This window comes from Pseudomonas sp. 1L-E-NC-VB-C3 (assembly GCF_057291535.1).
Genome location: NZ_JBXAWD010000009.1, coordinates 255,630 through 269,104, shown reverse-complemented (window position 1 = coordinate 269,104; position 13,475 = coordinate 255,630). Strand labels below are relative to the sequence as shown.

The window sequence follows — 13,475 nt, the reverse complement described above, 5'->3', positions numbered from 1 at the left end:
GATTTGTCCAAACGCAGGCGGCTTTCGTCCAACTTCGCCGACGCCAGCCGCCGTACGCTGCCCTTTCAAACAGGATGACCCGCAGGATGAACATGACTGAATACGTCTTTACCCCGGATCTGCCCGTGACCTTGCCGGTCCTCGGCACCGAGCAGCGCTTCCCCGTCGGCCGGGTGTTCTGTGTCGGCCGCAACTACCCATGGCCGGACTCTCAAGGCCAGTCGCGCCAGCCGCCGGTGTTTTTCATGAAACCGGCAAGCTGCGTGGTCGATGCCGTCGGCGACGTCGCCTTCCCCTCAGTGTGCGAGGACTTCGTTCACGAAATCGAACTGGTCGTTGCCATCGGTGAAGGCGGCGCCCATATCCCCGAGGATCAAGCGCTCGCCTACGTGTGGGGCTACGCCGCCGGCCTCGACCTGACCCGCCGCGATGTACAACGCGCAGCCAAGAGCAACGGTTTGCCGTGGGAAGGCGCCAAGGTGTTCGACGGCGCCGCGCCGATGACTGCCGTTGTCCCCGTGAGCCGCTGCGGCCATCCCGAGGGCGAGTTGTGGCTGAACGTCAACGGCGAAGAACGCCAGCGCGACAACCTCGACAGCCAGATCTGGTCGGTCAGCGAAGTGATCGCCCGCATCTCGCAATCCGTGGCCCTGCGCGCCGGCGACCTGATCATGACCGGCAGCCCCGCCGGCGTTGACAGTCTGCAACCCGGCGATGTGATCAGCGCTGGCATCGACGGCATCGGCCACCTGGAAATGCGCGTCGGCCCACGGCCCTGATCCTGCGGATTAAGAAAAAAGGAGAACAACAATATGACGACCTCTTTGAAAGTCGCGCTGGTGACCGGCGCCGGCAGTGGCATCGGCCGCGCCGTGGCGCTGGGCCTGATGGCCGACGGCTTTACCCTTGTGCTCGCCGGACGCCGGCCCGAGCCCTTGCAAGCGCTGGTCGAACTGGCGCAGAGCCAGGGTCACCCAGCGCTGGCGGTACCCACCGACGTGCGCGATCCGGCCAGTGTCGACGTGCTGTTCGCGACCATTGCCGAGGTCTACGGCCGCCTCGATGTGGTCTTCAACAACGCCGGGGTCAACGCCCCCGCCGTGCCGCTGGACGAGCTGACCTTCGAGCAGTGGCGCAACGTGATCGACACCAACCTCAACGGTGTCTTTCTCTGCGCTCGCGGCGCGTTTGGGCTGATGCGCAAACAACAGCCGCAGGGCGGACGAATCATCAACAACGGCTCGATTTCCGCACACACGCCGCGCCCGTTCAGCAGCGCCTACACCGCGAGCAAACACGCCGTGCTCGGCCTGACCAAATCCCTGGCGCTGGATGGCCGCGAATTCAACATCGCCTGCAGCCAGATCGACATCGGCAATGCCCTGACCGAAATGTCGGTGCGCATGACCAAAGGCGTACGCCAGGCCAACGGCAGCATCGCCGTCGAGCCGATGGTCGACGTCAAACACGTCGCCGATGCGGTGCGCTACATCGCCGCTCTGCCGCTGTCGGCCAACGTCCTGAACATGACCGTCATGGCCAGCGCCATGCCGTTTGCCGGCCGTGGTTGAGCCGGCCTTTTTATTGCGTAACGAGGTAGCCATGAAGCCAGAAATCCTGCAACTGAGCCCGATCCTGATCCCTGAAATCAACGCGCGTCTGGACGAACTGTTCACCGTACGCCGCTACTTCCAGCAAACGGACAAACCCGCCTACATAAAGGAACACGGCGCCAACATTCGCGGCGTCATCACCGGCGGCCACACCGGCATCAGCCAGGCGCTGATGGCGCAACTGCCGAAACTGGAAGTCGTCGCGGTCAACGGCGTCGGCACCGATGCCGTCGATCTGGCCTACGCCCGCGACCGCGGCATCCGCGTCACCGCCACCATCGGCGCCCTCACCGAAGACGTCGCCGACCTCGCCATCGGCCTGCTCATCTCGGTCTGTCGCGGCCTGTGCACCAGCGACCGCTACGTCCGCTCCGGCCAATGGCCGCAAAGCCCAACCCCACTCGCCCCACTGCCCCTGGCCCGACAAGTCTCCGGCATGCGCATCGGCATCGTCGGCATGGGCCGCGTCGGCCGCGCCATCGCCACCCGCGCCGCCGCCTTCGGCTGCCCGATCAGCTACACCGATCTGCAACCGATGAGCGACGTCCCCCACACCTTCGTCGCCGACCTCAAACAACTGGCCCGCGACAGCGACGCCCTGATCCTCGCCGCCGCGGCGGACAAGGGCGAAGCGATCATCGACGCGCAAGTGCTGCAAGCGCTGGGCAAGGACGGTTATCTGATCAACGTCGCCCGGGGCAAACTGGTGAATGAGGCGGATCTGGTTGCCGCGCTTGCGGCTGGCGAGATTGCCGGGGCTGGGCTGGATGTGTTTGTCGATGAACCGAATGTGCCGGAAGCGTTGTTTGGTAATGAACAGGTGGTGCTGCAACCGCATCGGGCCAGCGCAACATTGCAGACTCGCACGCGGATGGGGGAAATGGTGGTGGCGAGTCTGGTTGATACGTTTGCGGGGAAAGTGCCGGTTGGGTGTGTGACGGGGTGAATGGTTGTTTGGGATAGGCTGCAGATTGCGTTGAGTCAGTGAAACCCAGCCCCCTCACCCCAGCCCTCTCCCCCCAGGGGGCGAGGGGGAAAGGGAGCCGATCTTCGTTGAATTCAAGAACGAGCTCGACGCAGAGTCTCAGGTCGGCGCATCTTCGACAAACACCTCGACCAAGTCCCCGGTACATACAACCCCGGGGGGCGAGGGGGAAGAGAGCCGATCTTCGTTGAATTCAAGAACGAGCTCGACGCAGAGTCTCAGGTCGGCGCATCTTCAACAAACACCTCGACCAAGTCCCCTCTCCCTCTGGGAGAGGGTTAGGGTGAGGGCCGTCCCTGGAGAAACCGGATCGCAAGACAAAAGAACACTCCCCAATCATCATCGTGTTGCCTGATACACAGCCATCGCGAGCAGGCTCACTCCTACAGTTTTGATCGGATGCATTCAGTGAGAAAACGGTCGGCTGTCAGGCCGCCTTCGCGAGCAAGCTCGCTCCCACAGAAACGCAAAAAGCAAAAGCAATCCGCCTCCTGCTTTTCACCACTCAATACAATGAGCGCAAGCTCGAGTGGCTCTTGATCTTGGAGCCCGTCGGCAGGCTGAGCGGAGGGATTGATCCGGGCGTGGTAGCGTAGCGACCGTACGACGCAGTCGTACACAGCGGAAGGAGGTGCAGCGAAGCAAACCGGAGCCGCTGCGCCCGGATCGATTCCGCAGCGAAGGAACCCCGAGCCCCAGCGAGCGGGCCGAACGTCAGGGCGCAGACCTTTGGTTCCTTTGGGGCGTTTGCCAAAGGGACTCGCCGTAAGGGCGAAACCGCCAGCCGCAACACCAAAAAAAACGGATATTCACCCAGAACCCCCAAAGCATGGTCGGCCCAAAGGCCGCCAAGTCCAAAAAAAAGCCCCACAACCGAAAACCAGTGTGGGGCCAAAAAATTGGTTGGTTGCGGCCAACCAAAGGAGCTCTGTCAAAACCCGTCAAGCGCTCAGATCAAATGCACTCCTGAGCCGCCCGCTCAAAACTCGAAGGCAACAAATTCGACGCCAGCAAATGCCGCTCATAAATGAACACCTTGCCGCCCTTCCCCGCCTTGTACGCCTCCAGCACGTTGTCGGCGGATACCTTGCTCGGCACCACAATCCGATAACTGCGCTGACTCTGCGAAACCGTCGGATTCAACGCACTGCCCTGCAACTTCGGCACCACGCAATCGGCGTACTGCGCCGGCGTCTTGCTGGTCTGCAAGGTCAGGGTCGGATCGTTCGGCGCCGAAGCGCAACCGGCGAGCATCAGAGAAAAGAAAGCCATGGCTGGTACGAATAAGGGACGCATCGAGGTAAATCCTGAAAATAAAGGTTCGGTTCAACCGGCAACGGTTCGACTTCACGGCGCCGCCGTTGCCATTTACGTTTTGAGAATCAGCTCGACGCCACCAGGGCCTTGAGCGACACATCGAATTGCTTCAGCGCATTGAGTTGCAGATCACGTTGCTGATTGATCTGCGCGGCGATTTGCGGCGCCGCTTGGTTGTGCACCCAGACCGAAGGCAACTCTTGCTCAATCGCCCCCTCGGCCTTGCCGATGTACTGCAGATCGGCGTCGTAGAACCGCGCAGAGAAGCGCGCTTCGACCAGACTGTTGCGCTGGGTCAGCAAACGGTTGAAGGTGTCGAGCTTGACCACCACGTCCGGATGGGCCTTAAACAGCGCATCCAGATTGTCGTAGACGGTCACCGAGACGAACTGCTGTTGCAGCGAACTCACCAGCCAGTCGAGGGCCAGTTCCGGGTCGGAGCTGCCGACAAAGGCGTCGCGGATTCGCGAATCCAGTGCGTCTTTGGCGCCGTTGAGCGCCATGTCGTGGTAGCGCTCCAGGTATTGCAGGTTCTGCAACGTGTTTTCGCTCAACAACACACCCACGGTCTGCGTGTGCTGCAACGCCGAGGCGCTGGCGGCGATCGGTTGCAGGTGACACGACCGGGCGTCGTCTGCGTAAGCCGGTGCGATAACTACCCCGCCCATCAGCAGGGCGATCATTGCCAGTCGAGTCAGAATGTTCATCGCGCAATTTCCTTGAGCTGCGTCTTCGATGGAGGTGATTTTCCGCCGATCGCCGGCAAAGCAGAACTTGCGTTTCTTGATGGTCACTATTACTTCCAGCAATAGTTGCGCGTCGCGCAGACTGATGCACACTGAGCACATTCAAGAAAAAAGATGAGGGTCTCGCCTTGAGAACGTTTGATCTGATCCGTGACGCCGTGCTGCCCGAATATCGCGACCGCGTAGCCGAATACCTGGTGCAGTACGAAAGCGTCCTGCTGGACAAAAACACCCGCGATGCGCAATTGATCCGCGATACCGCCCAGCAACTGCGCGGTTACCTGCGCGGCCTCAATACCACGCGGGTGCTGGGCATGGCCTATTGGGAAGAGCTCGATCGCCGCGTGGTAGACACCTGGCTAAGCCCGCAAGAGTGACCGCTGAAGCGCCAGTGGTCTGCCCGGCAACGCGCCCCCTGCGAAAAACCTGACCAAACGCTTACAATCGCAGGCCTATTGCCATACAGACAGGCCTGCCCGGAAATGCCGCTCGACCCGCCAACGATGCTGACCATCACGATCGCCCTCGCAGCCGCTGCCGCGCTGTACCTGGCGGTCGAGTGGCGCAGCATCCGTGAGCCTTCGCTACTGTTCTGGAGCGCCGGTTTCGCCACCATCACCATCGGTTCCACCCTCGCGCTGCTGCGCAGCAGCGGTTTTCTGCTGCTGGGCATCTGGTTCGCCAACGGCCTGCTGGTGACCGCGCATTTCTTTTTCCTGCTCGGTGTGGCGCGCTTCACCCAGACCCGACTATCGCCGGCGTGGTACCTGATTTTCGCAACCTGGCTGATCATGTTGATGTTGCCGGACGGCCCGCTGTGGTCCAAGGCCATGCTGGTGGCCAACTCAATGCTGGTGGCGATCCCGACCCTCAAGGCCAGTTCGCTGCTGCGCCCGCACGGCAAGTCGTTGAGCGTGGGCGCGGTGCAATTGCGTTATGTGCTGCTCGGCCATGGCATCTTTTATGTGGCCAAGGCCCTGACCGTGGTGATCCCCGGCACGCTGATCGATCTGGCGGCGTTTCGTGGCGAGATCATTCAGATCTCGCTGGTCGAAGGTGCGATGGCGATCATGTTGATCGCCCTGTCGATGACCGGCACCGAGCGTTATCGCCGGGAAAAGCAAATCGCCCGCCTCGCCGAGCGCGATCCGCTCACGGCCCTCTACAACCGCAGGGCGCTGGAAAAACGCACGCCCCGCCTGTTGGCCGGTGTCTCCGCGCACAGACCGGGTGCGCTGCTGTTGATCGATATCGACAACTTCAAACTGGTCAACGACCAGTACGGGCATATCGCCGGTGATCGCTTGCTGATTGCTCTGAGCGAGATGATCCGCGCCCAGCTGCCGCCCCATGCGCTGACGGCGCGGCTGGGTGGCGACGAGTTTCTGATGCTGCTCAACAATGCCTCAGCCGAAGCTATCCTTGAACTGGGCAATGCCTTGCGCGAACAGTTTCTGGCCTTGGCGTCGCACACCTATCCCACGTCCGCTGCGGTGACCTTGAGCATCGGCGCCACCCTGTTCGACAAACCGCCGGCCAGTCTGGCGGCGCTGATCGAACTTGGCGACGCCGCGCTCTACGAGTCCAAACGCGGCGGACGCAACCGCTTGCGCCTGTCCGGCCTCGCCACTCCAGGATGAAACCCGCCATGTCCAGCCACGACACCCCACTGCAAGACCTCGCCGCCCCCGAAGGCGTTTGTTACGGCTGCGGCGGCCGCAATCCGCAAGGCCTGCACGTGAAAAGTCGGTGGGATGAGGACGGCAACCACGTCATCGCCGAGCATCTGCCCGAAGCTCAATACTGCGGCTGGCCGGATCTGGTTTACGGCGGGCTGATTGCCATGCTTGTCGACTGTCATTCGAACTGGACCGCCATGGCCTGGCACTACCGCGCGGAGAACCGCGAAGCCGGCAGCCTGCCGCGCATCGACTGCGTCACCGGTAACCTTGGGATCAAATTCATCAAACCCACACCGATGGGCGTGCCGCTGCTCTTGCGCGCGCGAGTCGAAGGTGAAGTCGGGCGCAAGACCCGGGTGATTTGCGAGGTGTATGCCGGGGAAGTGCTCACGGCGGTGGGTGATTCGGTGTTTGTGCGGGTGGATACGGGGCAGTTGGCGGATGCAGCGCATGGCCGCAAAAGCCAAAGCCCCTCACCCTAGCCCTCTCCCAAAGGGAGAGGGAACTGACCGAGGTGCTTGGTGCAGATACGCCGACCTGGGAAACCGAGCCGAACTCAAATCTTGAAAAAACCCCCACCCTAGCCCTCTCCCAGAGGGAGAGAGAACTGACCGAGGTGCTTGGTGCAGATACGCCGACCTGGGAAACCGAGTCGAACTCAAATCTTGAAAAAACCCTCACCCTAACCCTCTCCCAGAGGGAGAGGGGATTGACCGAGGTGTCTGGTGGAAATAGGCCGACCTGGGAAACCGAGTCGAACTCAAATCTTGAAAAAACCCTCACCCTAGCCCTCTCCCAAAGGGAGAGGGAATTGACCGAGGTGTCTGGTGGAAATACGCCGACCTGGGAAACCGAGTCGAACTCAAATCTTGAAAAAACCCTCACCCTAGCCCTCTCCCAAAGGGAGAGGGAATTGACCGAGGTGTCTGGTGGAAATACGCCGACCTGGGAAACCGAGTCGAACACAAATTCTGAAAAGCTTGAAAATCGGCTCCCTCTCCCTCGGGAGAGGGCTGGGGTGAGGGGCTGCGGTTCAAGCCACGCAGCCACACTCAAGCCGAAAGCGAAACGTTCTGAGCCAGCTCTTCAACGCGACAAAGCCGCCACACCAGCCCGCGCCGCATGCAGCTTTTTATAGCTTTCGATCAAGCGCAAATGCCGATCCAGCCCTTCCAGCTTCATGCTCGTTGGCGTCAAACCGTAAAAACGCACACTGCCATTCACCGACCCAATCGCCGCATCCATACGCTCGTCACCAAACATCCGGCGGAAATTGGCTTCGTAATCCTCAAGCTCGAGATCCTCGTCCAGCTCCATCTCCAGCACCACATTCACTGCCTGATAGAACAAGCCGCGCTCTACGGTGTTGTCGTTGTATTGCAGGAACGCCTCAACCAGATCCTTGGCCTCGTCAAACTTCTGCAGTGCGAGGTAGATCAGCAGGCGCAGTTCCAGAATCGTCAGCTTGCCCCACGGCGTGTTGTCATCGAACTCAATGCCGATCAGCGTGGTGATATCGGTGTAGTCATCCTGCTCGCTGCGTTCCAGGCCTTGGACCAGATTGCGCAGGCCAACCTTGCTGAGGTTGTGCAGATTGAGGATGTCGGCACGGAATTGCAGGGCTTTGTTGGTGTTGTCCCAGATCAGGTCTTCGATCGGGTAGATCTCCGAGTAGTCCGGCACGAGGATGCGGCAGGCTTTGGCGCCGATGTGCTCGTAGACCGCCATGTAGACTTCCTTGCCCATGTCTTCGAGGATGCCGAACAGCGTCGCGGCTTCTTCGGCGTTGGAGTTTTCGCCTTGGCCTGAAAAGTCCCACTCGACGAATTCGAAATCTGGCTTGGCACTGAAGAAGCGCCACGACACCACACCGCTGGAATCGATGAAGTGCTCGACGAAGTTGTTCGGTTCGGTCACTGCCTGCCCCGAGAACGTCGGCTGCGGCAAGTCATTGAGGCCTTCGAAGCTGCGGCCCTGGAGCAGTTCGGTCAGGCTGCGTTCCAGCGCGACTTCCAGGCTCGGGTGCGCGCCGAAGGAAGCGAAGACGCCGCCAGTGCGCGGATTCATCAGGGTCACGCACATCACCGGGAATTCACCGCCCAGCGAGGCGTCCTTGACCAGCACCGGGAAGCCCTGCTCTTCAAGGCCTTTGATGCCGGCGAGGATGTTCGGGTATTTTTCCAGTACCTCTTGCGGTACATCCGGCAGGGCCATTTCGCCCTCGAGGATTTCGCGTTTGACCGCGCGCTCGAAAATTTCCGACAGGCACTGCACCTGCGCTTCGGCCAAGGTATTGCCGGCGCTCATGCCGTTGCTGAGGTAGAGGTTTTCGATCAGGTTCGACGGGAAGTACACCACTTCACCGTCCGACTGGCGCACGAACGGCAGCGAACAGATGCCGCGCTGGGTGTTGCCGGAGTTGGTGTCGTACAGGTGCGAGCCGCGCAGTTCGCCGTCGCGGTTGTAAATGCCGAGGGTGTAGTCGTCGAGAATCTCGCTTGGCAATTCGTCCTTAGGACCCGGCTTGAACCACTTCTCGTCCGGATAATGGACGAATTCGGCATTGGCGATGTCTTCGCCCCAGAACTGGTCGTTATAGAAGAAGTTGCAATTGAGGCGCTCGATGAACTCGCCCAGCGCCGACGCCAGTGCGCCTTCCTTGGTCGCGCCCTTGCCGTTGGTGAAGCACATCGGCGAATGCGCATCGCGGATATGCAGCGACCAGACGTTGGGCACGATGTTGCGCCACGAGGCGATTTCGATCTTCATGCCGAGGTCGGCGAGGATCTTCGACATGTTGGCAATGGTCTGTTCCAGCGGCAGGTCCTTGCCGGCGATGTAGGTGCCTGCCTGGGAATCGGACTGCGGCATCAACAAGGCCTGGGCATCGGCGTCGAGGTTGTCGACTTCTTCGATGATGAACTCGGGGCCGGTCTGCACCACTTTCTTCACGGTGCAACGGTCGATGGAACGCAGGATGCCCTGGCGATCCTTGTCCGAGATGTCGGCGGGCAATTCGACCTGAATCTTGAAGATCTGGTTGTAGCGGTTTTCCGGGTCGACGATGTTGTTCTGCGACAGGCGAATGTTCTCTGTCGGAATATTGCGGGTGTCGCAGTACAGCTTGACGAAGTAAGCCGCGCACAAGGCCGACGACGCCAGGAAGTAGTCGAACGGCCCCGGTGCCGAACCATCACCCTTGTAGCGAATTGGCTGATCGGCGATCACCGTGAAGTCGTCGAACTTGGCTTCAAGTCGAAGGTTGTCGAGAAAGTTGACCTTGATTTCCATGCGGGATTACCAGAATACGGCTAAACGAATGGCGGCCATTATCCGGTTTTTGTGCGGGAAGTCTCGCCCTTTCGGGATTCGCCGCTGGCCGGCGCTGCTGGAAATTCCGGCAGATTCGCTACACTTTGAAAAAATCCAGGCGATACCAATAACAACAATCTGAACATTGTGCGCTCGCCATTGTTCTAGATTCAGAAGACACCGGATCAAGGACGAGCACATGGCCGTTACTCTCCCTGCGCAGCCAATCCCCACCCCGCAACGCGCTGTGACCCGGCGCCTGGCCATCGCCGTTGGCGCACTGTTTGTTGCGGGTGTCATCGCCGCGATCAGCACCTTGCTTGGGATCGCCAATACCCTTGACGCGAAGGATCTGGAACAGAACCAGTTCTATTCCGTGCGCGCCGTGGAAAACCGCATCACCGCGTCGAAAAACTACATCACCAGTTATGCCTACTGGACCCGCGCCTACGAGGCCTTGAGCGGGCCGATCGACGTCAACTGGGCCTACACCGAACAGAACATGGGCAAGACGCTGTTCACCAGCGACGGCTACGACGGCGTGTTCGTCCTTGATCGCAATCGCACCAAGTACGCGGTGATTCGCGGGCAGATGGTTGAAACCGACGTATCCAGCGTACTGCAAGCGCCCGCCTCGGCGCTGGTCGAGCAGGTGCTGAGCCAGCCTGATCTGACCAAGCCGATCAGCAGTTATTCATTGTTCGAAGGCTGGCCGGCGCTGATCACCGCTGCCGCGATCATTCCCAATGACGAGCGCCCGCTGGATGAATTGAGAAACACCTCGGTGCTGGTGTTCGTCGACAAGCTGACCCCGACCAAACTGCGCAAGATCGGCAGCGGTTATGGCCTGACGAACCTGACCCTGGTCCCGGATGAAACCATTGAGAAAGGCCATCCAAGGGTGCCCCTCGACAGCACCGGCTACAGTCTGGTCGCCGACCTGCAACGGCCCGGTCAGCAATTGTTGTGGACGCTGGTGCCGCCGCTCGGCGCGACGTTTCTGGTGCTGATGCTGCTCACCGCCTATTTTTTCCGCCATGCATTGCGCTCATCGCAATACGTCGACAACAGCATTCATGCCATGCAGGCCTCGAATCAGGCACTCGAGAAAGCCAATCATGCCCTCGAAGCCAGTGAAGAACGCTTTCGCGCCGTGGCCGAAGCGGCGTCGGACTGGATCTGGGAAGTTGATGATCAGTTGGCGCTGACCTATCTGTCGGCGCGCTTCAGCGAAGTCACCGGTTACCCGCAAGCTCTGTGGCTGGGCCAGGACATCGGCGAATTACTGACTTGCGACACCACACCACTGGAGCTGTGGCTGCGCAAACTCAGCGAAGAAAACAGCGCCAGCGATTTGCGCTGCACTTATCGCGATCACTCCGGGCAGCCGCGCCACTGCCGGCTCTCGGCGCGGCCGATTTTCGACAAGAACAGCGTCGTCGGCTATCGCGGCACTGCCAGCGACATCACCGACGAAGTCGCCGCCCATGCGCAGATCCAGCACCTGTCGATGCATGACGCCCTGACCGGCCTGCCCAACCGCAACAAACTGGCGCGTTATCTCGACGACGTCCTGGTATTGAAGGAACACGCGCCGCCGCTGTCGCTGCTGATGATCGATCTGGACAACTTCAAGCCGATCAACGATTCCCTCGGCCATCCTGCCGGTGACGCGGTTCTCCAGGAAGTCGCCACGCGCCTGCGCGAATGCACCCGCGAGCACGACATCGTCGCCCGTCTCGGTGGTGATGAATTCGTCGTGGTGCTCAACGGCATGGACAGCCATAACGAGATCGACAAATTCTGCACACGGCTGATCGGCAGCCTGCATCAACCGATCAATTACGAACAACATCCGCTGCACATCGGCGCCAGCATCGGCATCGCCCTGAGTCGTCGACACGGTTTTGCCGCCAGCGATCTGATCCGCTACGCCGACATCGCGCTATATCAGGCCAAATCCGACGGCAAGAACACCTGGTGCTTCTTCGAAGCGCACATGAGCGACCAGATCCAGACGCGCCGGCAAATGGAAGATGACCTGCGCCATGCGCTCAAGCACAACGAATTCGTCCTGCACTATCAGCCGCGCTACAAGGTCGACGGCAAACACATCGTTTCGGTGGAAGCGCTGGTGCGCTGGCAGCATCCGACCCAGGGCTTGCTCGGGCCGGACGTGTTCATTCCGCTGGCCGAACAGACCGACCTGATCGTCCCGCTGGGCCGCTGGGTGTTGCGCGAAGCCTGCGAAACCGCGCTGGAATGGCCCCATGACATTCTGCTGTCGGTCAACCTCTCGCCTGCGCAGTTCGCTCTCAGCGACGTCGTCGAGGATGTTCGTGAAGTGCTGGTGGAAACGCGTTTCCCGGCCAGCCGTCTGGAGCTGGAGATCACCGAGAACGTGATGCTCAACGACACCGATGGCGCGCTGACTACCATGAATCAGCTCAAGGAGCTCGGCGTGCGTCTGAACATGGACGACTTCGGCACCGGTTATTCGTCGCTCGGTTACCTACGCGCCTATCCATTCGACGGGATCAAGATCGACAAACGCTTTATCGCCTCGATCAGCAGCGGCGCCAACGACCGTGCCGTGGTGCAGGCGATCATCGGTCTGGGCAAAGCCATGGGGCTGACGGTGACGGCCGAAGGCGTCGAGACCGAGGAGCAACTGGCGATTCTCGGCAAGGATCAATGCAACGAGGTGCAGGGTTATTTCATGAGTCGACCGATCGACAAGGCGGCTTTTGCTGATCTGCTACGGGCTTCGCGACTGTCGCTGGTGAGCAAAAAAGGTCGGGTGACGTGAATATCAGCCATCGCTGGCAACGCGCACTTTGCCGCTGAACACGCGGAAACCGAACGTGTTGTAGGCCAGGGTGATGGGGATCAGCACGGCGAATCCGACCAGCATGAAGATCTGGCTGTTCGGGCTTGAGGCTGCTTCGCTCAAGGTCAGATACGGCGGAATGATGAAGGGAAATAGCGCGACCAGCATCACCGCGAAAGCCAGGACGAAGATGCCCAATGCGGCGAACAGTGGGATGAAGTCGAAGCGGCAGTGAAAGCCTTTGCTGAACACCCATCCTAGAGCGCTGACGATCAGTCCTGCCGGCAACCACAGGCGAATATCGGCGAGCCTCCGGGCATATTGCGGCTGCAACGTCGCCGTCCATGCGATCAGCACCAGCAATAGTGCCGCGACGACCAGCGCCAGCATGCGGGCCTGACGAGCCGAGCGCTGCTGCAATTCATCCAGGGTGCGCCAGTACAACCAGCACGTCCCCAGCCAGACGTAACCGAGTACCAGCACCAAACCGCAAAACACCGGGAACGGATTCAGCCAGTCGCGGCCATCGCCAATGTATTGACCGCCCTGATGCGCAACGCCTTGCACGAGAGTGCCGAGCACCATGCCCTGGACCAACCCGGTCAGCAGCGAAGCCAGGGCCAGCACGCCGTCGACGATGTGCTTGCGTCGCTCGTTCGGTGCGTAATCGCGAAACTCCAACGCCATGGCCCGCGCGATCAAGGCGAGGAACATCACGATAAACGGCACATACAGGGCCGGAAGCAAGATCGCATACGCCAGCGGAAACAGCGCCAGCAGCCCTCCGCCGCCGAGCACCAGCCAGGTTTCGTTGGCGTCCCATACCGGCAGAATCGTCACCGCCATCGTCCGCCGCTGCCGACTGCAACGCGCAAGCCCCATGAGCATGCCAACGCCCAGATCGGTGCCGTCGAGCACCACGTAGTTCATGACCGAGAACGCCAGTGCGGCGGCGCACAACAGGGTCAGCCAGTCCGTGTCCATGTCTGC

12 protein-coding genes are annotated in these 13,475 nt (G+C 60.6%); 8 read left to right on the top strand and 4 right to left on the bottom strand.

Going from position 1 to position 13,475, the window contains the following annotated elements; genetic code table 11:
• Positions 1 to 86: 86 nt before the first annotated feature.
• Genes AC0Z5Z_RS16960 through AC0Z5Z_RS16950 form a run of 3 tightly spaced genes read left to right on the top strand, consistent with a single transcriptional unit; the run spans position 87 to position 2,559 of the window.
• A complete protein-coding gene (locus tag AC0Z5Z_RS16960) occupies positions 87 to 779 on the top strand; it encodes a fumarylacetoacetate hydrolase family protein (RefSeq protein ID WP_095179706.1) in 693 nt (230 codons plus the stop codon).
• A gap of 33 nt (positions 780 to 812) precedes the next feature.
• A complete protein-coding gene (locus tag AC0Z5Z_RS16955) occupies positions 813 to 1,571 on the top strand; it encodes an SDR family oxidoreductase (RefSeq protein ID WP_252885878.1) in 759 nt (252 codons plus the stop codon).
• A 31-nt stretch (positions 1,572 to 1,602) separates the two neighbouring features.
• Entirely contained in the window at positions 1,603 to 2,559 is a 957-nt protein-coding gene (locus AC0Z5Z_RS16950; RefSeq protein WP_485611378.1) for a 2-hydroxyacid dehydrogenase, read from the top strand.
• Between the two features lie 993 nt (positions 2,560 to 3,552).
• Here the strand turns inward: AC0Z5Z_RS16950 and AC0Z5Z_RS16945 are convergent.
• Together AC0Z5Z_RS16945 and AC0Z5Z_RS16940 are read right to left on the bottom strand one after the other, a co-directional pair.
• Entirely contained in the window at positions 3,553 to 3,894 is a 342-nt protein-coding gene (locus AC0Z5Z_RS16945) for a hypothetical protein (protein ID WP_485611377.1), read from the bottom strand.
• A gap of 86 nt (positions 3,895 to 3,980) precedes the next feature.
• The gene (locus tag AC0Z5Z_RS16940) at positions 3,981 to 4,622 is read right to left on the bottom strand and encodes an ATPase (RefSeq protein WP_485611387.1); all 642 of its coding nucleotides are present in this window, start codon (positions 4,620 to 4,622) and stop codon (positions 3,981 to 3,983) included.
• A gap of 167 nt (positions 4,623 to 4,789) precedes the next feature.
• On the opposite strand from AC0Z5Z_RS16940, the gene AC0Z5Z_RS16935 reads away from it, so the two are divergent.
• The 4 genes from AC0Z5Z_RS16935 (at position 4,790) to AC0Z5Z_RS16920 (ending at position 7,481) form a co-directional block, all read left to right on the top strand.
• Positions 4,790 to 5,038, top strand: coding sequence for a hypothetical protein (locus AC0Z5Z_RS16935; RefSeq protein ID WP_056785124.1), 249 nt, complete (start codon positions 4,790 to 4,792; stop codon positions 5,036 to 5,038).
• Positions 5,039 to 5,143: 105 nt separating this feature from the next.
• Complete coding sequence (locus AC0Z5Z_RS16930) at positions 5,144 to 6,301, top strand: GGDEF domain-containing protein (protein WP_460160691.1); 1,158 nt, start codon at positions 5,144 to 5,146, stop codon at positions 6,299 to 6,301.
• An 8-nt stretch (positions 6,302 to 6,309) separates the two neighbouring features.
• Entirely contained in the window at positions 6,310 to 6,825 is a 516-nt protein-coding gene (locus tag AC0Z5Z_RS16925) for a PaaI family thioesterase (protein WP_056785119.1), read from the top strand.
• A gap of 32 nt (positions 6,826 to 6,857) precedes the next feature.
• Positions 6,858 to 7,481: a hypothetical protein gene (locus tag AC0Z5Z_RS16920; RefSeq protein WP_485611376.1), complete on the top strand. Its 624-nt coding sequence runs from the start codon at positions 6,858 to 6,860 to the stop codon at positions 7,479 to 7,481.
• Here AC0Z5Z_RS16920 and AC0Z5Z_RS16915 read toward each other — a convergent pair.
• Positions 7,430 to 9,634: an OsmC domain/YcaO domain-containing protein gene (locus AC0Z5Z_RS16915; protein WP_485611375.1), complete on the bottom strand. Its 2,205-nt coding sequence runs from the start codon at positions 9,632 to 9,634 to the stop codon at positions 7,430 to 7,432. The two genes, AC0Z5Z_RS16920 and AC0Z5Z_RS16915, sit on opposite strands and share 52 nt — an antisense overlap.
• Before the next feature lie 220 nt (positions 9,635 to 9,854).
• On the opposite strand from AC0Z5Z_RS16915, the gene AC0Z5Z_RS16910 reads away from it, so the two are divergent.
• Positions 9,855 to 12,464: a bifunctional diguanylate cyclase/phosphodiesterase gene (locus AC0Z5Z_RS16910; RefSeq protein ID WP_110645690.1), complete on the top strand. Its 2,610-nt coding sequence runs from the start codon at positions 9,855 to 9,857 to the stop codon at positions 12,462 to 12,464.
• Between the two features lie 3 nt (positions 12,465 to 12,467).
• Here AC0Z5Z_RS16910 and cydB read toward each other — a convergent pair whose 3' ends face one another.
• On the bottom strand, positions 12,468 to 13,469 hold the full coding sequence (cydB, locus tag AC0Z5Z_RS16905; protein WP_485611374.1) for a cytochrome d ubiquinol oxidase subunit II: 1,002 nt from the start codon (positions 13,467 to 13,469) through the stop codon (positions 12,468 to 12,470).
• Positions 13,470 to 13,475 lie beyond the last annotated feature (6 nt).

Bases quoted from the DNA above. Each gene is read 5' to 3' on its own strand.
- AC0Z5Z_RS16950 (WP_485611378.1), top strand. From the start codon at position 1,603: ATGAAGCCAGAAATCCTGCAACTGAGCCCGATCCTGATCCCTGAAATC.
- AC0Z5Z_RS16915 (WP_485611375.1), bottom strand. From the start codon at position 9,634: ATGGAAATCAAGGTCAACTTTCTCGACAACCTTCGACTTGAAGCCAAG.
- AC0Z5Z_RS16930 (WP_460160691.1), top strand. From the start codon at position 5,144: ATGCCGCTCGACCCGCCAACGATGCTGACCATCACGATCGCCCTCGCA.
- AC0Z5Z_RS16960 (WP_095179706.1), top strand. From the start codon at position 87: ATGAACATGACTGAATACGTCTTTACCCCGGATCTGCCCGTGACCTTG.
- AC0Z5Z_RS16955 (WP_252885878.1), top strand. From the start codon at position 813: ATGACGACCTCTTTGAAAGTCGCGCTGGTGACCGGCGCCGGCAGTGGC.
- cydB (WP_485611374.1), bottom strand. From the start codon at position 13,469: ATGGACACGGACTGGCTGACCCTGTTGTGCGCCGCCGCACTGGCGTTC.
- AC0Z5Z_RS16910 (WP_110645690.1), top strand. From the start codon at position 9,855: ATGGCCGTTACTCTCCCTGCGCAGCCAATCCCCACCCCGCAACGCGCT.
- AC0Z5Z_RS16925 (WP_056785119.1), top strand. From the start codon at position 6,310: ATGTCCAGCCACGACACCCCACTGCAAGACCTCGCCGCCCCCGAAGGC.
- AC0Z5Z_RS16945 (WP_485611377.1), bottom strand. From the start codon at position 3,894: ATGCGTCCCTTATTCGTACCAGCCATGGCTTTCTTTTCTCTGATGCTC.
- AC0Z5Z_RS16940 (WP_485611387.1), bottom strand. From the start codon at position 4,622: ATGAACATTCTGACTCGACTGGCAATGATCGCCCTGCTGATGGGCGGG.